This is a genomic window from Kocuria salsicia, from assembly GCF_039532055.1.
Lineage (GTDB): Bacteria > Actinomycetota > Actinomycetes > Actinomycetales > Micrococcaceae > Kocuria > Kocuria salsicia.
Genome location: NZ_BAAARF010000004.1, coordinates 201,004 through 226,785, shown reverse-complemented (window position 1 = coordinate 226,785; position 25,782 = coordinate 201,004). Strand labels below are relative to the sequence as shown.

Here is a 25,782-nt window from a genome sequence, read left to right as displayed (position 1 = left end):
CTGAGTTCCCCCCGGCCTCGCGGCCCCCTAACACGTGCTTTCAGGGATAACCCCTACCCTGCCCGCGACCGTTCCCACAAATCGAACGCCATGGCCAGTTCCACCAGATCGGTGGGCGGGAGCTCCTGGAGTCGCTTGGCGATCGCCTCGGACTGGCGGTTCTGATTCCATACGGAATCCTCCAGCACAAGACGCACCTGCGGGGAATGCGAGAAGTCCACCCTGGTGTTGTTGCGCGCCTGTTGCTGCAGGTCCTTGTTCTCGGCGGCCTCGCGGACCAGTAGTTCCACCGCGCTCACCTTGTGCTCGTCGCTGGCGTCCAGGCCTCCGAGGAATCTGTTGACCTTCTCCACCAGCTCGGCCTTGGCCGCCCGCTCGCGTTCCTGCTGGCGGGTCATGCCGGCCTCGGTCATGCCCTGCAGCCCTCGGGCCTCGCCGTCCTCCAGTTGCAGGTCCTCGTCCCGCTGCTTCTCCAGCCGGTAGTGGGTGAGGACGACGTCGTCCGCCGTCACCGTCTCGCGCTCGCCGCCGTCCAGCTGCTCGCGCAGCAGTCGCGCCAACAGGTCCGCGAACACCGAGAGCTTGAGGTAGTACGTGTCCCCGAAGTTGAGGATCTGGGAGAAGAACGCATAGGACTTCGTGTACTGGCCCAGCAGGGAACGGAACTCGTCGAGCTCGTCGCGCGCTGCGGCGTCGTCGTCGTACACGGCGCGGGACCAGCGGTTGGTGAACCGCTCGACCGCCGGCACCAGCGCCGAGGTCAGCGCGCCGCGCTTGCCGTTCCTGTCCGACCACGCCGCCCACACCCGGTCGACCTCCGCGGGTGTGTAGATGTTGGCGGCATCCAGCTTGGTCATCTGTTTGGCCACGAGGTCCGGGTCCGAATCGGTTTCGATGCGCGCGTCCTCGTAGTAGTCCTGGAACGCCGCCAGGATCTGGGCGGGGTCGTTGACGAAGTCCAGCACGTACGTGTTCTTCTTGCCGTCCGCGCGCCGGTTGAGCCGCGACAGCGTCTGCACCGCGGCGATCCCGGAGAGCTGCTTGTCCACGTACATGGCCGTGAGTAGCGGCTGGTCGAAACCCGTCTGGTACTTGTTCGCCACGATCAGGATGTTCTGGTCCTCCTGGCTAAACACCCCGGCCAGGCCCCTCCCGCGCAGTTCCGGGTTCATGGACGCCTCGGTCACCTCCGGCACGGCCGCGTTACCGATCGCGGTAACATCCGGATCCGGCAGCGAGCCCGAGAATGCCACCAGCGTCTTCAGCGGCAGCTTCTCGCGTTCGATGTGCTTCTGGAACGCCCGCTGGTACTTCACAGAGCGTTTGCCACGGCGCCAGAAGGTGAGGAGGGGGAAGCCGCCCTCCCCGAGGGTTCACCCTCCCGTCACCCCTACGTCGTCCGGCACACACCGCAACCTTTTGATGAGTAACTCAAAACATGACACAGTGAAGCTATGACCTCGACCACTCTGACCGATCAGCCCGGGGGACGGGAGAACGGTGGCGGCGCCGTCGTGGCCGTGCCGTGGACCGATCGGATCCGGGCGGCCGGACTGCGGGTCACCAAGCCCCGACTGGCGGTGCTGGACGCTGTCGAGCGCCACCAGCACGCCACCGCGGACGAAGTGCTCGCGGACGTGCGCACGGCATTGCCGGAGATCACGGTGCAGTCCATCTACGTGGTGCTGCACTCGCTCACGGACGCCGGACTGTTGCGCCAGCTGGACCTGGCGAACTCCCCGGCGCGGTACGAGACCCGGGTCGATGACAACCACCACCATGCCGTGTGCACGGTGTGTGGACGCATCGAGGACGTGGCCTGTGCCGTGGGGCATGCACCGTGCCTGACTCCCAGCGAGACCCACGGGATGAGCATCCACGTGGCCGATGTCGTCTACCAAGGCGTGTGCTCCGACTGCTCGGCCCAGCGGGCCGGTGCGACCGCGGCGCCCGTGTAGGCCCCCCCTGAGCTCCGGGAACCCCTCTGGGCCACCGGTTCACCCACCCATCCCAATCCCATCAAGGAGTACGCGATGACGGAATCCACACCGCACGCCACCGGGTCCACGACCCAGGCCGGCATTCCCGCTGTCAGCGACCGCAACTCGCTGACCACCGGCCCCAACGGTTCGATCGTGCTGCACGACCACCAGCTGGTGGAGACCCTGCAGCACTTCAACCGGATGAACATCCCCGAGCGTCGTCCGCACGCCAAGGGCGCCGGCGCGTTCGGCACCTTCGAGGTCACCGAGGACGTCTCGCAGTGGACCAAGGCGGACTTCCTGCAGCCGGGCAAGAAGACCGAGATGCTGGCCCGCTTCTCCACCGTGGCCGGCGAGCTGGGCTCCCCGGACACCTGGCGTGACGTCCGTGGCTTCGCCCTGAAGTTCTACACCGAAGAAGGCAACTTCGACATGGTCGGGAACAACACCCCGGTGTTCTTCGTGCGCGACCCCATGAAGTTCCCGCACTTCATCCGCTCGCAGAAGCGCCTGCCGGACTCCGGGCTGCGTGACGGCACCATGCAGTGGGACTTCTGGACCAACAACCCCGAGTCCGCCCACCAGGTCACCTACCTGATGGGTGAGCGCGGCCTGCCCAAGACTTGGCGCCACATGAACGGCTACGGCTCGCACACCTACATGCTGGTCAACGCCGAGGGCGAGAAGTTCTGGGTCAAGTGGCACTTCGAGTCGCGGCAGGGCGTGGAGAGCCTGAGCAACGAAGAGGCCGAGCGCCTGGCCGGAGCCGATGGCGACGTCCACCGTCGCGACCTGTTCGAGGCGATCGAGCGGGGCGAGTACCCGAAGTGGGACCTGTACTTCCAGATCATGCCGTACGAGGAGGCCAAGACCTACCGGTTCAACCCCTTCGACCTGACCAAGACCTGGTCTAAGAAGGACTACCCGCGGCACAAGGTGGGCACCATGACCCTGAACCGCAACCCGGAGAATTTCTTCGCCCAGATCGAGCAGGCGGCCTTCTCCCCGGCGAACATGGTCCCGGGCACCGGCAACTCCCCGGACAAGATGCTCCTGGGGCGCACCTTCGCCTACGCGGACGCCCAGCTCTACCGCGTCGGCACCAACTTCCAGCAGCTGCCGGTGAACCGCCCGATCAACGAAGTGCACACCTACAACTTCGAGGGCAGCATGACGTATCACCACAGCGGCGCCCGGCGGGTGTACGCCCCGAACTCCTTCGGTGACTCCTGGTCGGACGAGACCGGTCCCGTGGACAATGGCTGGGAGGACGACGGCGCTCTGGTCCGCGAGGCCTACACCTTGCGTCAGGACGACGACGACTTCGGCCAGCCGGGCACCCTGATCCGCGAGGTCTTCAACGACGCGCAGCGCGCGCGGTTCGTGCAGACCGTGGCCGGCGCCCTCGAGGGTGTCGCGGAGCCGGTGCTCTCCAACGCCTTCCAGTACTGGAAGAACGTGGACGAGAACATCGGTCAGCGCATCGAGGAGGCCGTCAAGTCCAACGCAGCCACCCCCGAGGTTCCGGGCATGGGCGTGGACGAGGACCCCACGAGCAACTCCGAGATCAGCGAGTGACGCCCCGGGGGTGAGCGGACCCCGGGTGAGTTCGGCGGGCCCGGGCGCGGTGGGCTGACCACCGTGCGGGGCTCCCGGCCGCCGAAGGCCGCCCACCCCTGACGTTCACACGCGTGCGAACACCCGGTCAGTGATCCTGGCCGGGTGTTCGCGCGTTCTGGGTCCCGCGGGCACCTGCCAGGGGGCGCGGACAACTGAGCGCTCCAGGGGGGACCGGCCGCTCACCTCGAGCACGGGCCCGTTCGGGAAGGGGGAGCCGGGGAGCCGCGCGGCGCGGCGTCGTCCGGCGCGTAATGTCCGCGCTTCGACGTCGGCGTCACAGAGCAATCGTCTGCGAATGCACGCCCGCGGGTCAGAATGAGGGCGGGGCTGCTGCCCGCGGCCCCGTGTCCTTCACTTATCGCCCCCCACGAGGAGTGTCATGTCCGAGCAGAATTACCCCCGCTACGACCACAACGATCCCCGGGAGCCGGTGGCCGGTCCCCGAGCGGACGGTGGTCACCCCTACGCCGCCGGTAGCACCCCCCGCCACGATGCGTATCCCGCCCCGCACGACGGCGCTGCGCAGCCCCCGCACGCGCCGCACCGCCCCGACAGCGAGCCGGGCTTCCTGGCCGCATTGTTCGACCTGGACTTCAAGCACTTCATCACCATCAAGTTCGCGAAGTTCATCTACGTCCTGTCGATCGCACTCAGCGCACTGGGCGGATTGATCGTGGTGATCTCTGGATTGGTCGCACTCACGGAGAGCGCCGCGGGTCTGCTGTTCGTGGTCTTCGGGCTCGTGAGCGTCCTGATCAACATCGTGCTGATGCGCGTGTTCCTGGAGTTCGTGATCTCCATGATCCGCACCGCCCAGAACACGACCGCGCTCGTGGAGAGGCGCTGACCCACGGCTGAACCCACGGTGTTGTGCGTCCGGGTCGGCGCCCCGAGTGGGGGCGCCGACCCGGACGCTACTTCAGCTCCGTGACCGGCGTGAACTCGTATCCGAGCTCCTTGATCCCTTGCACCGTCTGCTTGAGGTATTTCAGGTCCAGGTAGGGGTGGAAGAAGAAGCTCGCGGTGGATTCGCGCACGGTCAGGTTCGCGTTGGCCCGTGAGACCAGGAACTCCGGGGTGCGGGCGGCATGGTTGTTCTGCTCGCCCTCGGTGATGTTGCCGAGGTTCTCGGGGTAGACGGTGCCGCCGTAGATGTCGTGCACGGTGTAGGGGAACTGCTGGCTGTAGGATTTGGCGGCCTCGGAGGCCTTCCCCGTGAGGCTGCTGGCGTAGTAGTCGCCCTGTTCGTAGCGGGCGTCGTACTCGCGGGCCATGGCCACGTAGGAGTTCACGGACCCGCCGTAGTGCGGTGTCTCGAAGATCGTGGTGTCGCCGAGTCCGGCCTCTGCCATGACTTCGCGGCCGGCTTCGAGGCGCTGGGTCCACTGGGCGACGTCGTCCTGGGCCGCCCTGCCCACGGGCGTGATGTAGGAGTCGTTGGTGCAGTCCTTGAACGTGTAGGGGGCGGTGTCCGTGGTGGTGCACGCGTACTTGTAGAACTCGTAGTCCTCGCCGGACCGCCCGCTGTAGGGGTTGTTGCCGGTGCCCATCTGGTGCGTGGAGCCGTGCTGGATGAGCGTGCCGCCCTTGCCCTGCATGTACTTCAGCGCGGAGACCACTTCGGGTCGGTCGGAGAGTGTGAGCCCGTACCAGTCGGAGCCGTCCTTGTTCTTGCCCAGCTGGATGGGGATCACGGCCACCTGGAACGGCACGTTCTCGGAGGCCAGGTAGTCCGCGACCCGCCTCAGGTCCGCGGGGTCGGACTCGGGCCCCACGTCCTCCAGGCGCACGGCCGCCTGCTTGGTGGGCTTCGCCTCGGAGCCGAGGAGGTCGTAGAAGAGGTCCGCGTAGACCAGGTAGACGTCGTTGGAGTCGATGTAGTCCAGCGGCACCTCTGCGAGGTACGTCAGGTTTCCCGAGCGGACGGCCCAGGGCACCTCCGTGGGTCCGCTGGCGGCCGCGGTGCAGGACACGGCGCGGGATCCGTCGCGGCACTGCGACGTCGCCAGCACCTCCACCGCATCTCCACTTCTGGTCGCGGCCTTGCCGGTGAACGGGACGGTGAGGTCCTTGACCCCCTCGGTCTCGCGGTGCACGTCCTGGCCGCCGTATGACACGGCCGTCACACGCGAACTGGCCACGGACGACGTCGCGCGTGGGTCCCAGCCGTACCTCGCCACGAACGCCGCGGCGTCGTCGTCCGGGCGCACCAGCTCGTTGACGTTCTGGTCGAGCCACATGACCGGTTTGTCAGAGGTGCGCACGTCCGAGAGGAACGCTTCGGGAAGGGTGGAGCGGTAGTCGGTGCCAAGGTAGACGGTCGCGTCGTAGCCCTCCAGCATCCCGTCCGTGTACTGCGCCACGGGTTTGAGCTCGGTGGTGCCGAAGTGGCTCAGCAGGTTCCCGGTGGCAATTGCGTACAGGGCGTCGTCGTCCGCGTAGTCTCCGGTGCCGTCGTAGAGCACGAGCGTGGACGTCCCGCCCTCGCGACCGTAGGACGCGGAGACCTGCTCCTCCGGGGCGGTGGAGCTCTCCCCGTCCAGCGCCGGGTCCGCGTACTGCTTGGCCACGGAGGAGGCCTGCCCATCCACCAGGGTGCTGCTCGTCAGCCCGAAGACCACCACCAGGGCGATCACCAGGACCACAGCGAGTCCCGTGAGCCAGGCCAGCCGCGCGCGCCGTGTGAGTCTGTAGTTATGGTCCATCGTCTGCTGCTTCCCCTAGGGCCCGCATCCGTCGGGCGCAGTGGTGGAATGTCGTGCGTGGTGCCTTCTCGGCCGGACGTCGGTCTCCGGCGCCGGTGCCGACCGGTGCTGCGGGCGCGACGTCGCTCGCGGGCGCCGCTCACCCCGCCCCGGTTCGCGAGGCCAGCTGATCAGCGCTGCGCCGTGACCTCGAAGTCGTGAAAGAGGACCTTGGCGTCCTCCGTGTAGAGACCGATCCCGCCGCCGCGGTAGGGCGACTCCTCGTCCGTGACGGAGGCCAGTTCCGTGCCGTCCACGGTGACGGTCATGGTGGGCCAGTCCTGGGTGACCTCCACGCGGTAGTCCCTGCCCACGGGGAACGTGCGGTTGTCACCGGAGGCGATGAAGCGCTGCGCCCCGGGGTAGGCCGGGTCCTGCTTGGAGATCTCCCAGCCGTTGGGCTTCAGGGCCACCGCGTAGAAGTGGTCGTTGTCCCGCAGGTTCCACTGCACCCACCCCACCTCCCACGCGTTGGGCTCGTCGTTGCGCCGCAGCTGCTCCTCCGTGCGCACCGTGACAGCGAAGTCCGCTTCCTCGTAGGACTCGGTGGTGTGCACGAGCGCACCGTGGGTGATGGTCGCGGCCTCCGCGACGTGCGGTTCGAGCAGCACCTGCCGGTCGTTGCCCTTGACGGTGCCGTAGCCGGTGTACATGACCTGCCAGCGGCCGTGCGTGGAGCCGTCTGCCCACGGCTGCACGCGCCACAGGTTATTCACTGCCGCCACGGCCAGCACCGCGAGCACCAGCAGCGCGCAGAGGACGACGACGCCGCGTCGCCGGCTCATGCATGCGCCTCCGCCATCAGCTCGTGTGCGGTTTCGTCCTTCTGCTCCTGGTCCTCCACCACGCGCTCCGTCTTGGACCAGCCGTTCTGCCCGCGCACCGCCCGCCACGCGGCCTTCCACCCGGCGACGTACCAGAGCACGGCGTAGAGCACGTAGAGGTGCATGAGCACCACGGCGGAGAGGACTCCCAGGCCGCTGTGCCGTTCCTGGGACCAGTACACGAGGCCGTAGAGCAGTGCCGGGCCGAACGCGATCAGGTAGGAGGACAGCCACCACCCCGAGACCACCGCGTGTCCGGTGACGATGCCGAGCCCGAGGTCCAGCGCCCAGAACGCGAACGCCAGGGAGAGGAAAGAGGTGAGCAGGAGCAGGAACGGGCTGGTCAGGTGGTAGACCAGGTCCGCCCGCCGGCTCCCCGAGAGGTCACGCAGCACCCACGGCACGAGGTTCCATGACTGCAGGTGCCCCTGGAACCAGCGGGTGCGCTGCTTGACCCACCGCTTGACGTCCACCAGCCCCTGCTGGTGGACGGACGCGGTGGAGACGAACTCGGTCTGCCACCCGTCCATGAGCAGCCGCACGCCCAGGTCCAGGTCCTCCGTGAGGCTCCGGGACCACGGCGAGACGCCCAGCCCGTCCAGCGCGGACAGACGCACGAACTGGCCGTTGCCGCCCAGGCCCACGCTGCCCAGGTGGCGTCGGCCGCGCTGGAACACGTGCGTGTAGAGCACGAACTCGAGGTCCTGCATGCGCGCCAGGAGGCTGTGCTCGCGGTTGTTGATGCGCACCCCGATCTGCACCGCACCCAGGGCCGGGTCCTTGAACAGCGGCATGACGTCCTCGAGCGCGTGGGGGTCCAGGCGGCCGTCCGCGTCCATGACGCACACGACCACGTCATGCGGGGAGGTGCCAGCGAGCAGCTCGCTGCCCCGCAGGTGCTGGATGGCCGCATTGAGGGCCTCGCCCTTGCCCTCCCGTGCGTGTGGCAGGGTGCGCTGGAACAGGTGGACCCGGTGATCCGGGAACGAGCGCACGATGTCGGGGGTGGCGTCCTCGGAGCCGTCGTCGATCACCACGATCTCCATGTTCGGGTGCTCCAGCGCGGTGAGGCGGTCGAGGCTGGCCCCTAGAACCCGGTCCTCGTTGAGGCACGGGATCACGAAGACCACCTTGAGGTGCTCTGGCAGCGCGGCGATCCGCACGCGACGGTCCTGGGCGCTGCGGGGCTCGAAGCGGGAGAGCACCAGGATGAACATGCCGTACAGGACGCTGAGAGCCACGAGCGTCACGGCGAGAACCAGGACCAGGTCGATCCGGTGGCCGAAGAGCAGAATCATGGCTCAGGCCTCCGTGCGCAGGGCGTGCCGGCCGTGCCGCGGCACCTGCTGGTGGGGCACCTCCTGCGCAGGCACCACGGGGGCCATGGTCCGCGGGTGCGCGGCCTGCCGGGGACGGCGGCGGACGTGGTGCCATGTGGTGATGGCGCTCGCGATCGACATGGTGCTCAGGAAGAACAGCATGTACGCCAGGAAGAGGGCCATGGCGATCATGAGGAGTACGCGGCTGCCGCCCTGCAGAAAGCCCTGGAGGGACTCGTAGAGTGGCGCGGAGCTAATCAATGTAAATACATGCATTAGGGGATCCCCCGGGTTCCCTGTGGGTGCGGGTTTGTCCCCCCGGACGCACCGCACCAGTAAAAAGTCCACGAAGTGTGGGCTGTTCCCAGAATGGCAGCTGTTGCATTGCGGATGCAAACACTTGTCCTTTCATGACAGCGCAATGCCGCCCCGGCTAGGGGTGTTGCGTGCAGCTGCGGATATTTATATGTATTTACACTTATCAGTAGGTGTGCATTCTTGATATGCAGCCCTTAACCTCCAGCCCGTCGCGGGTGTCCGTGCACTCTCCGGGGAAGGAATCCACGGGAATTCCCCGCGAGACCGGCGTCGGGCGGCGCGGAGGCTCGCGGACTGACGAACGGCGCCGACTATGGAACCGCGCGAACCGACGGCCGCTGGAGCCTCGTCGACGATGCCGGGTACCGCCCCTGGGCGCCGCCTACCCTGGACCCATGCCCACCCCGCACCTCACCCTCCCCCCGCTCGCCGACCTCCTCGACTCCGCCCACGTGGTCTCCCTCCCCATGCGCGTCACCTTCCGCGGCGTCACCCAGCGTGAAACCGTGGTCTTCCGCGGCCCCGCCGGCGGGGGCGAGTTCGGTCCGTTCCCCGAGTACGAGGACGCCGAGGCCTCCCAGTGGCTGCGCGCCGGCATCGAGGCCGCGTGGCAGGGCTTCCCGGAGCCCGTCCGTGACCGCGTCCCCGTCAACGCCACCGTCCCCGCGGTCCCCGCCGAGCGCGTTCCTGAGGTCCTCGGCGGCTACGCCGGGCAGGTCCACGCCGTGAAGATCAAGGTGGCCGAACGCGGGCAGGGCCTCGCGGACGACGTCGCCCGCGTCGCCGCCGTCCGCCACCTCCTCCCGGATGCCGAGCTGCGCGTGGACGCCAACACGGGCTGGGACGAGGACACCGCCGTGGCCGCGCTGGGCGCGCTGAGCGAGTTCGACCTCGCCTACGCCGAGCAGCCCGTGGCGAGCGTCGAGGGGCTGGCGAGCGTGCGGCGTCGGCTGCGGGACAACGGCGTGGGAACGCTGATCGCCGCGGACGAGTCCGTGCGCAAGGCCGAGGACCCGCTGGCCGTCGCGCGGGCCGGCGCCGCGGACCTGATCGTCGTGAAGGTGGCCCCGCTCGGGGGAGTGCGCCGGGCCCTGGACATCGTGGCGCAGGCGGGGCTGCCCGCCGTCGTGAGCTCGGCCATCGACTCCTCCGTGGGGATCCGCGCGGGCGTCGCCCTGGCTGCCGCGCTGCCCGAGCTGCCGTACGCGTGCGGGCTCGGCACCCTCTCGCTCATGACCGCGGACGTGACCGCCGAGCCCCTGCGCCCCGTGGACGGGTTCCTGCCCGTGCGGGACGTCGCCGTGGACGAGGCGCTGCTCGCCGAGCACGCCATCACCGGCGAGCGGCGGGACTGGTGGCTGGACCGGATGCGCCGCACCCACGCGCTGCTTGCCGCGCAGTAGACCAGGGGGCGACGACGCCGCTCGCGGCCTGCCGCGGGACCGTCGTCGCCGCGGTGCACGACGCCGGGTGGGTGCCCACCGGGTTAACCTCCAGTTCGCCCAACGGTCGCACGGCGATCACACCGGGGTGGTGAGGTGGCACACGGAAACACTCGCTGACATGCACGAACGCATGTCTCACCCAGGGAGCCACTCCATGACCCAAGCACCAGAACGCCGCCGTCTCCTGCCCATGCTGGGCCACGTGAACGGCAAGCGCAGCCCGCTCACGTGCGAGCTCAAGTGCGGCAGCCAGTGCATGACCCCGGACGCCAACACCTCGTCCAACGAGTACGTGCACGACGTCATCTCCGCCGCGATGAGCCGCCGCGCCGCACTCGGGCTCGGTGCCGCCGGGGCGGTGACGGTGGGGCTGGTGGCCGCGACCGCCCAGCCAGCGGAGGCCACGTACGGCTACTGGGGCCAGGGCAGGGCGCGCCTGGACTTCACCCCCGTCAAGCCGGTGAACATGACGGTGGACGACCTCACCGTCCCCAAGGGCTACGACTGGTCGCCGATCATCCGCTGGGGCGATCCCCTGTTCTACGACTCCCCGGAGTTCGACCCCAAGAACCAGAGCCCGGAGTCCCAGTCCAAGCAGTTCGGCTTCAACTCGGACTACCTGGACATCATCCCGGACCCCAACGGACTCACGGGTGTGCTGGTGAACAACCACGAGTACACCAACGAGAACACCATGTTCCCCACGGGCTACGAGAAGACGAACCTCACCAACATGGTCAAGACCGCCATCCAGGCGCACGGCATGTCGGTCGTGGAGATCACCCGCGCCAAGGTGGGGGAGCCCTGGACCTACGTGCGCGGCGGCGCCCGCAACCGGCGCATCACCCTGACCACACCGTTCGTCGTGGACGGCCCCGCGGCCGGCTCGGACCTGCTCACAACCCAGGACGACCCCACCGGCAAGCGCGTGCTGGGCACCCAGAACAACTGCTCCGGCGGCGTGACCCCGTGGGGCACCGTGCTCTCCGGCGAGGAGAACGTCCACCAGTACTTCATCACCTCCGGCACCGCCGAGGAGAAGCGCTACGGCTTCCCCACCACCATGCCCTCGCGCCGCTGGCCCGAGGTGGAGAAGCGTTTCGACGCCCGCATCCCCGGGTACAAGAACGAGCCCAACCGCTTCGGCTGGGTCGTGGAGATCGACCCCCAGAACCCGAACTCTGCCCCGCTCAAGCACACCGCGATGGGCCGCTTCAAGCACGAGGGCGCCAACGTGCGCGTGGGCGACGACGGCACCGTGGTGGCGTACTCCGGTGACGACGAGAAGTTCGAGTACATCTACAAGTTCGTCTCCGCCAAGAAGTACAAGCAGGGGGACAAGAAGCACAACATGACCCTGCTGTCCGAGGGCGACCTCTACGTGGCCCGGCTCAAGGGCAACTCGCCCAAGAAGCAGATCACCGGGGACGGCACCCTGCCCCGGGACGGCGAGTTCGACGGCTCCGGCGAGTGGCTGCCGCTGGTCAAGGGCGGGAAGTCCATGATCAAGGGCATGTCCGTGGAGCAGGTGCTCGTGTACACCCGCCTGGCCGCGGACAAGGCCGGCGCCACCAAGATGGACCGCCCGGAGGACGTGGAGCCCAACCCCCACACCGGCAAGGTCTACGCGGCGCTCACGAACAACTCGGACCGCGGCACGGCGGGCAAGGCCGGCGTGGACGAGGCCAACCCGAAGACCGGCAACCGGGACGGCTACGTCCTGGAGCTCACCGAGCGCCACAACCTCCCGCAGGCAACCCGCTTCGACTGGAACCTGCTGCTGGTGTGCGGTGACCCCACCAAGGACTCCGGCACGTACTTCGGCGGCTTCCCCAAGGAGAACGTCTCCCCGATCTCCTGCCCGGACAACGTGGCCTTCGACAACTCCGGCAACCTGTGGATCTCCACGGATGGTGCGCCGTCCAAGATCGGCTACAACGACGGGCTGTTCAAGGTCACCCTCGACGGCGCGGAGCGCGGCCGCGTGCAGCAGTTCCTCTCAGTCCCGCAGGACGCCGAGACGTGCGGCCCGGTGGTCCACGACACCGAGGGCATGGTCTACATCTCCGTGCAGCACCCGGGTGAGGACGGCTCCTTCGAGCAGCCCCGTTCCTACTTCCCGGACTACGCGCTGCCCACGCGCCTGGAGCCGGGCGAGTTCTCCATGCCGCGTCCGTCCGTGATCCAGGTGTTCCGCAAGAACCGGGACAACAAGCCCCAGTTCCCGGGCAGCGTGAGCGACCAGCCGGGCAAGGGCGAGAACCGGGACAAGCGTCGCAAGAACGGCCAGACCGGGCCCAAGTACCGCGGTTACGAGGACAAGTCCACGCGCGAGCTGCAGCAGCGCGCGCGGCAGGCCCCCAAGAGCTACGAGGGCTGAGTCGGCGCCCCTCGGGGCGCCGGCACCACGGGCGGGCGGGATCGCGCAGGCGGCCCCGCCCGCTTGGTCGGTCGTGCGTGCCTCCAGCACCACCGGACGACGACGCCGCTCGCGCACCGGCCGCGCGCACCGCACCGCCCGGGGGGCGTCGTCGTCCCCGGGGAAAAGCGCTGTGACGTGGGAGGACGCCGAGTATGTGACGTGTTTGTGACGGAAAGTATGGGTGCGGGTGGGCCGGTCGGTACGTTGGAGCGACTCGCCTCCCTCTCACCCAAGGAGCACCCATGACCACCTCCGCAGACACCGGGACAGCGCCCCCCAAGAGTGCATCCGGGCGCGTGCGCGGACCCCGCAAGGGCACCGATCTGGGCCAGTGGAAGGTCAGCGGCCGCACGCCCCTGAACCACAACGAGGAGTTCAAGGCTGAGGAGAACTCGCTCGACGTCAAGCAGCGGATCCTCGACACGTACTCGAAGACGGGTTACGCCTCGATCCCCACGGACGACGTCCACGGCCGCTTCCGCTGGCTGGGCCTGTACACGCAGCGCAAGCAGGGCGTGGCCGGCGCGAACACCTCCAAGCTGGACGCCGAGTCCCTCTCGGACGAGTACTTCATGCAGCGCATCCGCCTGGACGGCGGGCAGCTGAGCACGGGGCAGGCCCGCGTGGTGGGAGGCATCTCCCGGGACTTCGCCCGCGGCACGGCGGACGTCTCGGACCGGCAGAACATCCAGCTGCACTGGCTGCGCATCGAGGACGTCCCGGAGATGTGGGAGCGCCTGGACTCCGTGGGCCTGACCACCACCGAGGCCTGCGGCGACACGCCCCGCGTGTTCCTGGGCAGCCCGGTGGCCGGCGTGGAGAAGAACGCGATCATCGACCCCAGCGAGAACCTCGCCGCCCTGCGCGAGGAGTTCGTGGGCAACCCCGAGTACGTGAACCTGCCCCGCAAGTTCAAGACCGCGATCACCGGCAGCCCCACGCTGGACGTGGTGCACGAGATCAACGACGTCAGCTTCGTGGGTGTGAACCACCCCGAGCTCGGCCCCGGCTACGACCTGTGGGTGGGTGGCGCACTGTCCGTGTCCCCGCGGCTCGGCGAGCGCCTGGGCGCGTTCGTCTCCCGAGAGAACGTGGTGCCCGTGTGGGCCGGGGTGTGCGGGATCTTCCGCGACTACGGCTACCGCAAGCAGCGCACCAAGGCCCGCCTGAAGTTCCTGCTGGCCGAGTGGGGCCCGGAGAAGTTCCGGCAGGTGCTGCAGGACGAGTACCTGGGCTTCGAGCTGCCGGACGGCCCCGCGCCCGAGCGCGCGGTGGGCCACTCGGACCACGTGGGCGTGCACGAGCAGGTGGACGGCAAGCGGTACGTGGGCTTCGCGCTCACCGCCGGGCGGCTCTCCGGGGACGCCCTGGTGGCGCTCGCCGACGCCGCCGAGGCCGCGGGGTCGCAGCGCATCCGCCTGACTCCGCACCAGAAGGTGCTGGTCCTGGACGTGCCCGAGGAGAACGTGGACGCCCTCGTGGCGGCCATGAAGCCCTGGGGCATGGACGCCAAGCCCAGTCCGTTCCGCCGCTCGACCATCGCGTGCACCGGCATCGAGTTCTGCAAGCTCGCGTTCGTGGAGACCAAGGGCCTCGCCGCCCGGGTGATCGACGACATGGAGCAGCGGCTCGCGGACGTGGAGATCCCCACGCCCATCTCCCTGCACATCAACGGCTGCCCCAACTCGTGCGCCCGCATCCAGACCGCGGACATCGGGCTCAAGGGCCAGTACATCGGCGAGGAGTACGTCTTCCAGGTGCACCTGGGCGGCGGCCTCGCCTCACCGGACCGCGATGAGGGCGGCCTGGGCCGCACCGTGCGCGGACTGAAAATCACCGCGGACAACCTCTCGGACTACGTGGAGCGCGTGACCCGCACCTTCCTGCGGGAGCGCCGCCCCGAGCAGAGCTTCGCCGAGTGGGCCCTGTCCGCTGAGGAGGACTCCCTGAAATGACAACCACAGACACGACGACGTCCCCCGGGCGCACCCGTTCCACCGAGGAGCTGAAGGCGCTCGTAGAGGAGGCGCAGCAACGCTTCGGCGAGCGCGACGCGGACCCGGACGAGGTGCTCGCGTGGGCCGCCGAGACCTTTGGGAAGAAGCTCGCGGTGGCCTGCTCGATGGCCTCGGACACCGTGGTCCCCGCCCTGGTCAGCACCCACCTCAAGGGCGTGGACGTGCTGTTCCTGGAGACCGGCTACCACTTCCCCGAGACCCTGCAGACCCGGGACGACTTCGCGCGGGACTGGCCCGTGAACGTGCGGACCCTGCTGCCGGAGATCACCGTGGCCGAGCAGGACGCGCAGTACGGCGCCAAGCTGCACGACCGCGATCCGGGTCTGTGCTGCGGGATCCGCAAGGTCGCCCCGCTGGACAAGGCCCTGGGGGGCTACGAGGCGTGGGTGACCGGGCTGCGCCGCGAGGAGACGCCGCACCGTGCCAACGCCGCGCCCGTGGAGTGGGACGAGCACCACCAGATGGTCAAGATCAACGCCATCGTGGACTGGAGCTTCGACCACGTGGTCCAGTACGCCGAGGAGAACCTGGTGGTGGTCAACCCGCTGCTGAGCCAGGGCTACCCGTCCATCGGGTGCGCCCCGTGCACGCGCAAGGTCGCCCCCGGGGAAGACCCCCGCGCCGGACGCTGGTCCGGTGTGGGCAAGACAGAATGCGGGATCCACCTGTGAGCACCACGAGCCCCCTGACCCGGAGCACACCCTCCGCCGTGACACTGAGCCAGCTGCAGCGCCTGGAGGCCGAGTCCATCCACATCTTCCGCGAGACTGCGTCCGAGGGCGAGCGCCCCGTGCTGCTGTTCTCCGGTGGCAAGGACTCGGTGGTCATGCTGCACCTGGCCGCCAAGGCCTTCTGGCCGGCGCCCATCCCGTTCCCCGTGCTGCACGTGGACACCGGGCACAACTTCCCGGAGGTCCTGGACTTCCGGGACCGGACGGTGGAGCGGCTGCACATCCGCCTGAAGGTCGCGAGCGTTCAGGACTACATCGACGACGGCCGGCTGGCCGAGCGCCCGGACGGTACCCGCAACCAGCTGCAGACCGTGCCCCTGCTGGACGCGATCACCGAGGGACGCCACGACGTCGTCTACGGCGGCGCCCGGCGCGACGAGGAGAAGGCCCGCGCCAAGGAGCGGATCATCAGCCTGCGGGACGAGTTCGGCCAGTGGGACCCGCGCAACCAGCGCCCGGAGCTGTGGAGCCTGTACAACACGCGGCACCGCCCGGGGGAGCACGTGCGGGTGTTCCCGCTGTCGAACTGGACCGAGCTGGACATCTGGTCCTACATCACGGAGAAGGGCATCGACCTGCCCTCCCTCTACTACGCGCACGAGCGGGACGTGCTCAGCCGTGACGGCATGTGGCTGGCCGTGGGGGAGCACGTGGGCCCCCGCGAGGGCGAGAGCGTGGAGACCCGTACTGTGCGCTACCGCACCGTGGGGGACATGAGCTGCACGGGCGCCGTCGAGTCCCCGGCTGCCACCGCGCAGGACGTGCTGGCCGAGGTCATGACCAGCACGCTCACCGAAAGAGGCGCCACCCGTGCGGACGACCGCGTGTCCGAGGCCGCCATGGAGGACCGCAAGCGAGAGGGCTACTTCTAGAGATGAGCACCGAGAACACGGCAAGCCTGCTGCGGATCGCCACGGCCGGGAGCGTGGACGACGGCAAGTCCACCCTGGTGGGGCGGCTGCTGCACGACACCAAGAACATCCTGGTGGACCAGCTCGAGGCCATCGAGCGCGTGAGCCAGTCCCGGGGCCTGGACTCCGCGGACCTCGCGCTGCTGACGGACGGGCTGCGGGCCGAGCGCGAGCAGGGCATCACGATCGACGTGGCCTACCGCTACTTCGCCACCCCCGCCCGCAGCTTCATCCTGGCCGACTGCCCCGGCCACGTGCAGTACACCCGCAACACGGTCACCGGTGCCTCCACCGCGGACGCGCTGATCGTGCTCGTGGACGTGGTGCACGGGATCGTGGAGCAGACCCGGCGTCACCTCGCGGTCGCCGCGCTGCTGGGCGTGCCGCACCTGATCGTGGCGGTCAACAAGATCGACCTGGTCGACGACGCCCACGGTGCCTTCGAGGCGCTGGACCGGGACCTGCACGCGCTCGCGGACGAGCTCGGTGTGCTTGACCTGCAGACCATTCCCGTCTCCGCACTTCGCGGGGACAACGTGGTGGAGCCCTCGGAGAGCACCCCCTGGTACACGGGCCCGTCCCTGCTGGGCTGGCTCGAGAACCTCCCGGACTCCTCCGAGCTCACCCAGGCGGAGCACTTCGCGCTGCCCGTGCAGACGGTCATCCGCCCGCAGTCCGCAGCGGTCTCGCCCGAGTTCACCGACTACCGCGGCTACGCCGGGCAGGTCGCCTCCGGGTCCGTTGCAGTCGGTGACGAGGTCACGGTGCAGCCCGCCGGGCGCAGGACCACGGTCACCCGGCTCGACGTCGCCGGGGAACCGGCTGAGCGCGCCGTCGCCGGGGAGTCCGTCACCCTGAGCCTCGCAGACCAGATCGACATCACCCGCGGTGACCTGATCGCGGAACCCGCCGGCGCGCCGTCGGGCTCCAAGACCGTGGAGGCCGTGGTGTGCTGGCTCGATGACGAGAAGCCCCTCCGGGAGGGCCAGCGCGTGCTGCTCAAGCACACCACGCGCGTGGTCCGCGGGATCGTGGGCTCGCTGGACGGCCGGCTGAACCTGGAGAGTCTCGCCGCGGAGTCCGTGGACGAGTTCGAGCTCAACGACATCGGCCGCGTGAGCATCCGTGTGGCGGAGCCGCTGTTCACCGCCGCCTACACGCAGTCGCACGCCCTGGGGTCGTTCCTGCTGATCGACCCGCAGTCGGGGCGCACCCAGGCCGCGGGCATGGTCCAGGACGACAGTGTGGCCACCCCGGGGGTGCTCGGCAACCTGCGTGCAGACGCCGGGGAGTGGGCCATCTGAGGGGAAACCCCGCGGGGCAGGCCGCAGCCGCACGGGCCACCGCCTGCCCGTGCGCGTGGGTGTCGGCGGAACTCGGTACCCTCTCAGGGTGATCACCCCCAGTCTCGTCACGGCCACCACCGTCCTGCGCGCCCTCGTGCTGCGCGGGATGGCGCACCTGGTGGTCGCACCGGGTTCGCGCTCGGCGCCGCTCGCGTACGCCGCGGCGGCCGCCCACGCGAGCGGGGCGCTCAGCGTCCACGTGCGGATCGACGAACGGGACGCCGGGTTCACCGCCCTCGGGATCGCGCGCTCCACGGGGTTGCCGTGCGCCGTCGTCACCACGAGCGGAACCGCCGTGGGGGAGCTGCTGCCCGCCGTCATGGAGGCCTCCCACGCCGGGGTGCCCGTGGTTGTGCTCAGCGCGGACCGGCCCCCGGAGCTGCGCGGTACCGGCGCCAACCAGACCACCCGGCAGCCGGGGATGTTCGAGAACTTCGCGCGCGCGGCGGTGGACCTGCTGCCCGTGCGGGATCCCGGCCTGGGCGAGGCCGAGCAGCGTGCTGACGCGGAGTCCTTTCTCACCCCTGTGCTCGACGCCCTGCACGGCAGCGACGCGACGCCGCCCGGCCCGGTCCACGTCAACGTCGCGCTGCGCGACCCCCTGCACCCGGTCTCCGACGACGACCACCGCCACCTGCACTCCTGGGCCCGCGCGCTTGCCGAGGAGGTGGAGCGCGCGCGCGCAGAAGAACCGCCCGCGCGGATCGCCCACTCGTGGTCCGTGCTCGACGAGCCCTTCCTCACCCCGGACGCCGCCCCGGCCCCGGACCGGACGCCGACACCACATCTCGCGTGCCAGGATGCGGCCGGTACCCCGCACGGCACACCGCTGTCCCGGTACACGATGACCCCGGGTGGCCCCTCGGCTCCCGACGACGCGACGCGGTCCGAGGGCACTCTCCCGGTCCCCGCGAGCACAGTGCGTGCCCGCCCGGGATCGTCCCACCCCGTGGTCCTCGCGGGCGACGGCGCCGGGGCCGCCACCGCGCGCTTCGCCCAGGCCCACGGACTTCCCCTGCTCGCGGAACCGTCCTCCAACGCCCGCACCGGTGACGCGGCGATCGCCTCCTACGAGAGCCTGCTGGCCTCCTCGCTGGGCGCCCGGGTGGACTCCGTGGTCCTGGTGGGCAGACCCACGCTCAGCCGCACGGTCTCGGCCCTGCTGCGCCGCCCGGACGTCAGCGTGGTCGCGGTGCGCCCGGAGCCGGTGCCCTGGTTCGACCGTGGCCGCCGCCCTGAGCAGGAGGTGGCCGGCTTCGCGGAGGCCGCGGGCGTCGTCGGGCCCGCTGAGGACGGCTGGCTGGAGACCTGGCAGGCGGCCGGTGCGGTGGCCGACGCGGCGGTGCTGCGCCACGCGGACTCGCGCCCCGGGCTCACCCGGCTGCACGTGGCCCGCGCGGTGTGGGACGCGAGCTGCGAGGACGGCTCGGTGCTCGTGGTGGGCTCCTCGACCGTCGTGCGGGACCTCGACCTCGTGGCCCGCGCGCAGGCTCCGCTGCCCGTGGTGGCGAACCGCGGCGTCGCCGGGATCGACGGCACGCTGGCCACCGCTCACGGCGTGGCTCTCGGAACGGGGCGCCCCGTGCGCGCGGTGATGGGGGACCTCACGTTCCTGCACGACTCCGGCGGGCTGCTGCTGGGAACCGGGGAGCGCGTGCCGGACCTGCACGTGGTGGTGGTCAACGACGCCGGGGGCGGCATCTTCCAGACCCTCGAGCACGGGGCCGTGGGGCAGGATCAGCGCTACGCGGCCACCGTGGAGCGGTTCTTCGGCACGTCGCACAGCGTCTCGATCGCGGAGCTGTGCGCGGCGCACGGCGTGGAGTACGTGCGGGCGGACAGCGCGATCGAGCTGACCGCGGCCCTGGCCGCCCCCGTGGTGGGACGCCGCGTGGTGGAGGTCCCGCTCGAGCGCGAGACGCTGCGCGAGTTCAACCTGGCCGCCCACGAGGTGGGTGCCCGCGCGGTGGAGGAGTTCCTGGCCGGGCGGTGACACGCCGGCCCCTGCGGAGCGTCACCGCGGCTCGCTAACATGACGGCATGACTGATCAGAGCGCACAGACAGCAACCGCCCGCACGGCTCTCGTCACGGGGGCCACCCGGGGGATCGGGCGTGCCGTGGCGCAGGACCTCGCGCGGGACCACGTGGTGTTCGTGGGCGGGCGCTCGGCGCAGGGCATCCAGCGCGTGCGCGACGAGCTCGCCGGAGTGGGACCCGGGACGCGAGCCTTCGTCGCGGACGTGACCGACGACGAGCAGGTCGAGGCCGCCTGGGCGCCCCTGCGCGAGGAGTTCCCCGGTCTGGACGTGCTCGTCCACTCGGCGGGCATCGCCCCGCAGTCCCTCGTGGCGGACGCCCCGCGCGAGATGTGGGAGCAGATCTTCGACGTGAACGTGATCTCCGTGGCGCAGCTGACCCGCCTGGTGCTCCCGCAGCTGCGCGAGGCCCGGGGGGACGTGGTGGCCATCAACTCCGGCTCGGGGTTCGTGTCCCGCGCGTCGTCCGCGCTGTACTCCGGCACGAAGTTCGCGCTGCGGGCCTTCACGGACGCCCTGCGCGAGGAGGAGCGGGTCCAAGGGGTGCGCGTCACCTCGGTCCACCCGGGGCGCGTGGCCACGGACATGCAGGCCGAGCTGCACGAGTACATGGGCGAGGAGTACCACCCGGAGGACTGGATCCGTCCGGAGCAGATCGCCGCCGCGGTGCGCCTGGCCGTGGACGCCACCCGGGACGCGGAGGTGGAGGTCATCACGGTGCGCCCCTCGGGGATGAAGACCCGCTGACGCCGAGCCCCTGGCGGGCCGCCCAGCCGGGTCGCCAACCGCTGAGGCACGACATGACCGCTGGACCTCAGGTCAAGCGGTCATTTCGTGCCTGAGATGTCATGCGGGGGTGGTTGGCGCTTCCGAAGTGTCCGGTGCCTCCGGGGCGGCCCCCGTGGTGGGGTTCAGCACGCGTGAGAGGAACGTGCGCGTGCGCTGGTGCTGCGGCGAGCCGATGACCTCGCGGGCGGGGCCCTGCTCCACCACCACGCCGCCGTCCATGAAGACCACGCGGTCGGCGACGTCGCGAGCGAAGGACATCTCGTGGGTCACCACGAGCATCGTCATACCGTCCGCCGCGAGCCCGCGCATGATGGACAGCACATCGCCCACGGTCTCCGGGTCCAGCGCGGAAGTGGGCTCGTCGAAGAGCATCAGGTCCGGGTCCACGGACAGCGCCCGGGCGATCGCCACGCGCTGCTGCTGGCCGCCCGAGAGCTGCGCAGGGCGCTGGTCGGCCTTCTCGCTCAGGCCCACGCGCCGCAGGTTGGCAAGCGCCACCCGCCTGGCCTCGGCGGCCGGGCGCTTGAGCACCTTGACCTGGGCCATCGTGCAGTTCTCGAGCACGCTCAGGTGCGGGAACAGGTTGAACTGCTGGAAGACCATGCCCACGCGGCGGCGCATGGCATCCACGTCCAGGTCCGGGTCCGTGACGGTGAATCCGTCCACGCTGATGCTCCCGGCCTGCGGGGTCTCCAGCAGGTTCAGGCAGCGCAGCAGGGTGGACTTGCCGGAGCCGGAGGGGCCGATGAGGCACACGACCTCCCCGGCGACCACGTCCAGGTCGATGCCCCGCAGCACCTCGAGCTCGCCGTAGGACTTGTGGAGGCCGCGCACGCGCACGGCGGTCTCCGGGCCGGTGCCCGACGTGGACGCGGCCTCGGACGTGGCCACGGGCCCGGGCGGGACCGTCGGCTCGGGGCCGCCACCCGGCGTCGTCCCGTTCTCGGAGACGGAACGGGCGGGACCGGAGTCCCGGGGCTCGCCGGGGCCGGGGACGGGGGCGGGGGATGCTGCGGACGTGGACACGGGCGCTCCTAGGACTTCTTGACCCGGACGGTCTTGTTCTCGAAGTGGCGGGACAGCAGCCCCAGCGGCACGGTGATGATCAGGTAGCACACACCCGCGACCATGAGCGGGGTGAGCCCGGCTCCCGCGCTGGAGATGCCCTCGCGCCCGAACTTGGTGAGCTCGTACTGCTCCACTCCCATGCCCAGCAGGTAGACCAGGGAAGAGTCCTTGGTGAGCAGGATGACCTCGTTGGTCAGGGGCGGCAGCACGATCCGCAGCGCCTGCGGGATCACGATGGTGACCATGGCCCGGGTGTGGGACATGCCCAGCGAGCGGGCGGCCTCGTACTGCCCCGGGGGCACCGCCTGCAGCCCTGCGCGCAGGGACTCGGCGATGTACGCCGCCGCCACCACACCGAGCGCGATCATCACCGTCACGTAGTGGTTGAAGCGGAACCCGAAGGCCAGCGGGATGCCGTAGCCCAGCGCCAGGAACACGAGCAGGGCGGGCACACCGCGGAAGAACTCGATGTACAGGGTGGCGATCCACCGGTAGGGCGCCACGGAGGAGAGCTTCATGAGCGCGAGGACCACGCCCAGGGACAGGCCCAGCACGAAGCCGAGCACCGTGTAGATCAACGTGTTCTTCAGTGCCACCGTGATGATGCCGGGGAACTGGTCCATCGCCACGGCAGGGTTCAGGACCCGCTGTAAGAGGACATCCCAGTCCGCCAGCACGACGAGTGCGATCAGCACGACGACGAGGACGGCGTACTGGATGCCCCGCGACAGCCTCGCGCGCTGCCGGGTGGTCATGGACATGGGTTTCTCCCTGTCTGTGGGCGGGCGATGGGGGAGGGGGGCCTACAGACCCATCCACTCCTTCTTCATCTTGTCCATGGTGCCGTCGCTCGTGATGCGGTCCAGCGTCTTGTTGACGGAGTCGAGCAGCTCGGTGTTGCCCTTCTTCACGGCCACGCCCAGGTTCTCGTTGGTGTCCACGGTCTGGACCACCTCCAGGTCCGGGTTGGACTCGGCGCGCTTGGACAGCGTGGAGATGTTGCCGGACACCGCCTGCACGCCGCCGGACTCCAGCGACTGGAACATCAGCTCCACGTCCTCGAACTGCTGCGTCTTCAGCTTCTTCTCCGTGGCGTAGTCCTCGCCGGAGGTGGCCTGCTGCACGCCCACCGTCTTGTCCCCCACGGAGTCGAACCCCTTGATCCCTGAGTCCTTGGTGGTCAGCAGGGCGATCTGGTCGTTGAAGTACGGCTTGGAGAAGTCCACGGACTTCTTGCGCGCGTCGGTGATGGTGATCCCGGAGATGGCGGCATCGCACTGGCCGGTGTCCAGCGCCGCGCCGGACTCGAGGGTCTCGAAGTTGGCCTGCACGAACTTCTTCTCCCTGCCGAGGTCCTTGGCGATCTCGTCCCCCAGGGACATGTCGAAGCCCACCACCTTGCCGTCCTGCTCGAACTCGAACGGCGGGTACGGGGAGTTGGCGCACACGGTGAACGTGCCGGAGTCGCCGCTCGCCTGGGCGTCGCCTCCCGAGGTGGATTCGCACCCGGTCAGCACCAGACCAGCGGCGGAGAGGACGGCGAGCGCGGGAACGAGTCGGCGCAGGGGTGACATGGGTTCTCCTCGGTCAAGGGGACGGCCCCTTCTGGAACCTGTGGTGATTTTACGCTGTGGAACGCCCCACCCCGCGGTGTCGTCGCGTTGATGACGTCCCTCTCCCACGGGACGAGCTGGGGCGGGGGCCTCGCGGGGCCGGTGCCCGGGGGCGACGGCGTCGGGCGCGGCATCGGCGTCGGCGGTGGCACAATGGCGCACGTGCGTCCGGCGGCAGTGCCGCGCACGAGGGGCGCCGGGAGGGTGCCCGCACCCGAGACGGCGGAGGACTGCGGCGCAGTGAAGGTTCTGATCAGCGGGGGTGGCCCCGCGGGCGCCACCGCGGCGTACTGGCTCGCGAGCCAGGGGATCCGGGTGACGGTGCTCGAGAAGACCGCCTACCCGCGGGAGAAGGTGTGCGGGGACGGGCTCACGCCGCGCGCGGTGAAGCAGATGCGGCTCATGGGGCTGCCCCACGGCGCCGAACAGGGCTACCGCTCCAACCGGGGGCTGCGGCTGGTCGCCGGCGGGCGCACCGTGGAGTTCCCGTGGCCGGAGCTCACGGACTTCCCGTCCTACGGGCTGGTGCGCACCCGCGCGGGCTTCGACGAGGATCTCGCACGCCACGCGGTCGCCGCCGGGGCGCAGATCATCGAGCACCGCTCGGTGCAAGACGTGCTGCGGGACGACACGGGGCGGATCGTGGGTCTGCGCGCCGCCGTGATGGACCCCGCGACCGGACGGCGTACGGCGCAGACCGAGGACCACCGCGCGGACCTCGTGCTCGCCGCGGACGGCAACTCCACCCGCACGGCCGTGGCCGCCGGGCTGCACCGCCGCCAGGACCGCCCCATGGGAGTGGCCGTGCGCACCTACTACCGCTCGCCGCGCTCCGAGCTGGACTGGATGGAGGGCTGGCTCGAGCTCGCGGACGGCAACGATCCGCAGGGTGCCCTGCTGCCCGGCTACGGCTGGGTCTTCGGCGTGGGGGACGGCACCGCGAACGTGGGCCTCGGCATCCTGGACACCTCACCCGCCTTCGGGAAACTGGACTACCGGGCCGTGCTGCGGGACTGGGCGGCGTCGATGCCCGCCGAGTGGACCTTCGACCCCGAGCACCAGGTGGGCAGGATCGGTTCCGCGGCACTGCCCATGGCGGCCAACCGCACGCCGCACTACCTGCCAGGCCTCATGCTGCTGGGCGACGCCGCAGGGCTCGTCTCTCCGTTCAACGGCGAGGGGATCTCCAACGCGATGGAGTCCGCGCTGTTCGCAGCCTCGTGCATCGTGGACGCCGCCGGGGCCAACGGGGCCCAGCAGCGCGAGAACGCGCTGGCCCGCTACCCCGAGCTCGTGCGGGCCGAGTGGGGGGCGCACTTCACGCAGGGCAGGGCGCTCGCGCAGCTCATTGGCCACCCCACGATCCTCTCGGCGGCGGTCCGCTCCGGCATGCACGTGCCGGCCCTGATGCGCTTCGCCGTGCAGGTGATGACCGAGCTGTCCGACCGCCCGGCCCGTAGTGTGACGGACCGCGCCATCGCGGTACTGGATGCACTCACCCCCGCGGGCTGAAATTGTCGATAGAGTGGTGGACCGTGACTGATCCCAGCAGCGTCGACGGCTCCCTGCGCTTGCCCGCAGGGTTCGAGCTCATCGCCCAGGACCCCCGCCTGGGTCCTCTCATGCTGCGTTCCCTGGAGCGCGTCGAGCAGCGCCTGGACGAGGCTGTGCAGGCCACCGACCGGCTCGCGGACGTCACCGCACGCCACCTGCTGGCCGCCGGCGGCAAACGGGTCCGCCCACTGCTCACCCTGCTCGCCGCCGAGGTGGCCGGTGAGATCACGGACGAGGTCATCGAGGCCGCCGTCGTCGTGGAGCTCACCCACCTCGCCTCCCTGTACCACGACGACGTCATGGACTCCGCCCCACTGCGCCGCGGCGTCGAGACCGCGCACACCGTGTGGGGCAACACCGTGGCCATCCTCACCGGCGACATGATCTTCGCCCGCGCTTCCGCCATGGTCTCCGCCCTGGGCCAGGAGCCCCTGATGATCCAGGCCACCACGTTCGAGCGTCTGGTGATCGGCCAGCTGCAGGAGACCACCGGCCCGGCCGAGGACGAGGACCCCGTGGCCCACTACCTCCAGGTGCTCTCCGGCAAGACCGGCTCCCTGATCGCCGCAAGCGGGCAGTACGGCGCCCTGCTGGGCGGCGCGTCGCGCGACGTCGTCGACCTCATGGTGGTCTACGGCGAGAAGGTGGGACTCGCGTTCCAGCTCGCGGACGACATCATCGACCTCACCGGGCCCCCGGACGTCTCTGGCAAGACCCTCGGCACGGACCTGCGCGAGGGCGTGGACACGCTGCCCGTTCTCCTGCTGCGGCGCCACGCCGCCGGAGCAGACCCGGAGGCCGCTGCCTCCGCCCAGGAAGTGCTCCGTCTGATCGACGGGGACCTCACGGACGACGACGCCCTGGCCACCGCCGTGGCGGCCGTCTCCTCCCACCCCGCGGCCGCCGAGGCCTGGCAGATCGCCAATCGGTGGGCCGATGAGGCCATTGCCGCGCTGGAGCCCCTCCAGGACTCCGTGGCCAAGGCCGCGCTGACCGAGTTCGCCCACGCGGTGGTCCACCGCCGGGGCTGAGCACTCAGTA

The 25,782-nt window shown here is 69.9% G+C and carries 21 protein-coding genes; 13 read left to right on the top strand and 8 right to left on the bottom strand.

What is annotated here, in order from left to right; all coding sequences use genetic code 11:
• Nucleotides 1–53: 53 nt before the first annotated feature.
• Nucleotides 54–1,316: a type I restriction enzyme subunit R domain-containing protein gene (locus ABD264_RS05330; RefSeq protein ID WP_344204804.1), complete on the bottom strand. Its 1,263-nt coding sequence runs from the start codon at nucleotides 1,314–1,316 to the stop codon at nucleotides 54–56.
• A 138-nt stretch (nucleotides 1,317–1,454) separates the two neighbouring features.
• Between ABD264_RS05330 and ABD264_RS05325 the strand changes: the two genes are divergently transcribed.
• The 3 genes from ABD264_RS05325 to ABD264_RS05315 all read left to right on the top strand — a co-directional run bounded on the left by ABD264_RS05325 (nucleotide 1,455) and on the right by ABD264_RS05315 (nucleotide 4,449).
• Nucleotides 1,455–1,958, top strand: coding sequence for a Fur family transcriptional regulator (locus ABD264_RS05325; RefSeq protein WP_260983256.1), 504 nt, complete (start codon nucleotides 1,455–1,457; stop codon nucleotides 1,956–1,958).
• A gap of 75 nt (nucleotides 1,959–2,033) precedes the next feature.
• Nucleotides 2,034–3,560: a catalase gene (locus ABD264_RS05320; protein WP_094395007.1), complete on the top strand. Its 1,527-nt coding sequence runs from the start codon at nucleotides 2,034–2,036 to the stop codon at nucleotides 3,558–3,560.
• 421 nt (nucleotides 3,561–3,981) lie between these two features.
• Entirely contained in the window at nucleotides 3,982–4,449 is a 468-nt protein-coding gene (locus ABD264_RS05315; RefSeq protein WP_290499350.1) for a DUF4282 domain-containing protein, read from the top strand.
• A gap of 67 nt (nucleotides 4,450–4,516) precedes the next feature.
• Here the strand turns inward: ABD264_RS05315 and ABD264_RS05310 are convergent, their stop codons facing one another.
• From ABD264_RS05310 to ABD264_RS05295, 4 genes are all read right to left on the bottom strand, one after another.
• Nucleotides 4,517–6,307 carry a DUF2334 domain-containing protein gene (locus ABD264_RS05310; protein WP_344204801.1) on the bottom strand — a complete coding sequence of 597 codons (1,791 nt, stop codon included), beginning with the start codon at nucleotides 6,305–6,307 and terminating at the stop codon, nucleotides 4,517–4,519.
• 170 nt (nucleotides 6,308–6,477) lie between these two features.
• Entirely contained in the window at nucleotides 6,478–7,131 is a 654-nt protein-coding gene (locus tag ABD264_RS05305) for a calcium-binding protein (RefSeq protein ID WP_144941664.1), read from the bottom strand.
• The gene (locus tag ABD264_RS05300) at nucleotides 7,128–8,468 is read right to left on the bottom strand and encodes a glycosyltransferase family 2 protein (RefSeq protein WP_344204799.1); all 1,341 of its coding nucleotides are present in this window, start codon (nucleotides 8,466–8,468) and stop codon (nucleotides 7,128–7,130) included. Before ABD264_RS05300 ends, ABD264_RS05305 begins: the two co-directional genes overlap by 4 nt.
• Before the next feature lie 3 nt (nucleotides 8,469–8,471).
• On the bottom strand, nucleotides 8,472–8,681 hold the full coding sequence (locus tag ABD264_RS05295) for a hypothetical protein (RefSeq protein WP_344204797.1): 210 nt from the start codon (nucleotides 8,679–8,681) through the stop codon (nucleotides 8,472–8,474).
• A 521-nt stretch (nucleotides 8,682–9,202) separates the two neighbouring features.
• Here ABD264_RS05295 and ABD264_RS05290 point away from each other — a divergent pair.
• From ABD264_RS05290 to ABD264_RS05255, 8 genes are all read left to right on the top strand, one after another.
• Nucleotides 9,203–10,210 carry an o-succinylbenzoate synthase gene (locus tag ABD264_RS05290; protein ID WP_344204795.1) on the top strand — a complete coding sequence of 336 codons (1,008 nt, stop codon included), beginning with the start codon at nucleotides 9,203–9,205 and terminating at the stop codon, nucleotides 10,208–10,210.
• A gap of 196 nt (nucleotides 10,211–10,406) precedes the next feature.
• Nucleotides 10,407–12,632 carry a PhoX family protein gene (locus tag ABD264_RS05285; protein WP_303104336.1) on the top strand — a complete coding sequence of 742 codons (2,226 nt, stop codon included), beginning with the start codon at nucleotides 10,407–10,409 and terminating at the stop codon, nucleotides 12,630–12,632.
• Nucleotides 12,633–12,916: 284 nt separating this feature from the next.
• Complete coding sequence (locus ABD264_RS05280; protein ID WP_303104334.1) at nucleotides 12,917–14,629, top strand: nitrite/sulfite reductase; 1,713 nt, start codon at nucleotides 12,917–12,919, stop codon at nucleotides 14,627–14,629.
• On the top strand, nucleotides 14,626–15,363 hold the full coding sequence (locus ABD264_RS05275) for a phosphoadenylyl-sulfate reductase (protein WP_144941673.1): 738 nt from the start codon (nucleotides 14,626–14,628) through the stop codon (nucleotides 15,361–15,363). Before ABD264_RS05280 ends, ABD264_RS05275 begins: the two co-directional genes overlap by 4 nt.
• Nucleotides 15,345–16,295, top strand: a complete 951-nt coding sequence (gene cysD, locus ABD264_RS05270) for a sulfate adenylyltransferase subunit CysD (RefSeq protein ID WP_290499359.1) — start codon at nucleotides 15,345–15,347, stop codon at nucleotides 16,293–16,295. Before ABD264_RS05275 ends, cysD begins: the two co-directional genes overlap by 19 nt.
• Before the next feature lie 2 nt (nucleotides 16,296–16,297).
• Complete coding sequence (locus tag ABD264_RS05265; protein ID WP_145009936.1) at nucleotides 16,298–17,638, top strand: sulfate adenylyltransferase subunit 1; 1,341 nt, start codon at nucleotides 16,298–16,300, stop codon at nucleotides 17,636–17,638.
• A gap of 88 nt (nucleotides 17,639–17,726) precedes the next feature.
• The gene (gene menD / locus ABD264_RS05260) at nucleotides 17,727–19,673 is read left to right on the top strand and encodes a 2-succinyl-5-enolpyruvyl-6-hydroxy-3-cyclohexene-1-carboxylate synthase (RefSeq protein ID WP_344204791.1); all 1,947 of its coding nucleotides are present in this window, start codon (nucleotides 17,727–17,729) and stop codon (nucleotides 19,671–19,673) included.
• Nucleotides 19,674–19,720: 47 nt separating this feature from the next.
• Nucleotides 19,721–20,464 carry an SDR family oxidoreductase gene (locus tag ABD264_RS05255; RefSeq protein WP_144941681.1) on the top strand — a complete coding sequence of 248 codons (744 nt, stop codon included), beginning with the start codon at nucleotides 19,721–19,723 and terminating at the stop codon, nucleotides 20,462–20,464.
• Between the two features lie 99 nt (nucleotides 20,465–20,563).
• Here ABD264_RS05255 and ABD264_RS05250 read toward each other — a convergent pair whose 3' ends face one another.
• The 3 genes from ABD264_RS05250 to ABD264_RS05240 all read right to left on the bottom strand — a co-directional run bounded on the left by ABD264_RS05250 (nucleotide 20,564) and on the right by ABD264_RS05240 (nucleotide 23,148).
• Nucleotides 20,564–21,397: an amino acid ABC transporter ATP-binding protein gene (locus ABD264_RS05250; protein ID WP_144942181.1), complete on the bottom strand. Its 834-nt coding sequence runs from the start codon at nucleotides 21,395–21,397 to the stop codon at nucleotides 20,564–20,566.
• A 143-nt stretch (nucleotides 21,398–21,540) separates the two neighbouring features.
• On the bottom strand, nucleotides 21,541–22,335 hold the full coding sequence (locus ABD264_RS05245; protein ID WP_144941683.1) for an amino acid ABC transporter permease: 795 nt from the start codon (nucleotides 22,333–22,335) through the stop codon (nucleotides 21,541–21,543).
• 42 nt (nucleotides 22,336–22,377) lie between these two features.
• Complete coding sequence (locus tag ABD264_RS05240) at nucleotides 22,378–23,148, bottom strand: ABC transporter substrate-binding protein (RefSeq protein ID WP_144941685.1); 771 nt, start codon at nucleotides 23,146–23,148, stop codon at nucleotides 22,378–22,380.
• A gap of 279 nt (nucleotides 23,149–23,427) precedes the next feature.
• Here ABD264_RS05240 and ABD264_RS05235 point away from each other — a divergent pair, with 279 nt between their 5' ends.
• Nucleotides 23,428–24,699, top strand: coding sequence for a geranylgeranyl reductase family protein (locus ABD264_RS05235; protein WP_144941687.1), 1,272 nt, complete (start codon nucleotides 23,428–23,430; stop codon nucleotides 24,697–24,699).
• Nucleotides 24,700–24,722: 23 nt separating this feature from the next.
• Entirely contained in the window at nucleotides 24,723–25,772 is a 1,050-nt protein-coding gene (locus ABD264_RS05230) for a polyprenyl synthetase family protein (protein ID WP_303104323.1), read from the top strand.
• The last annotated feature ends 10 nt before the right edge of the window (nucleotides 25,773–25,782 follow it).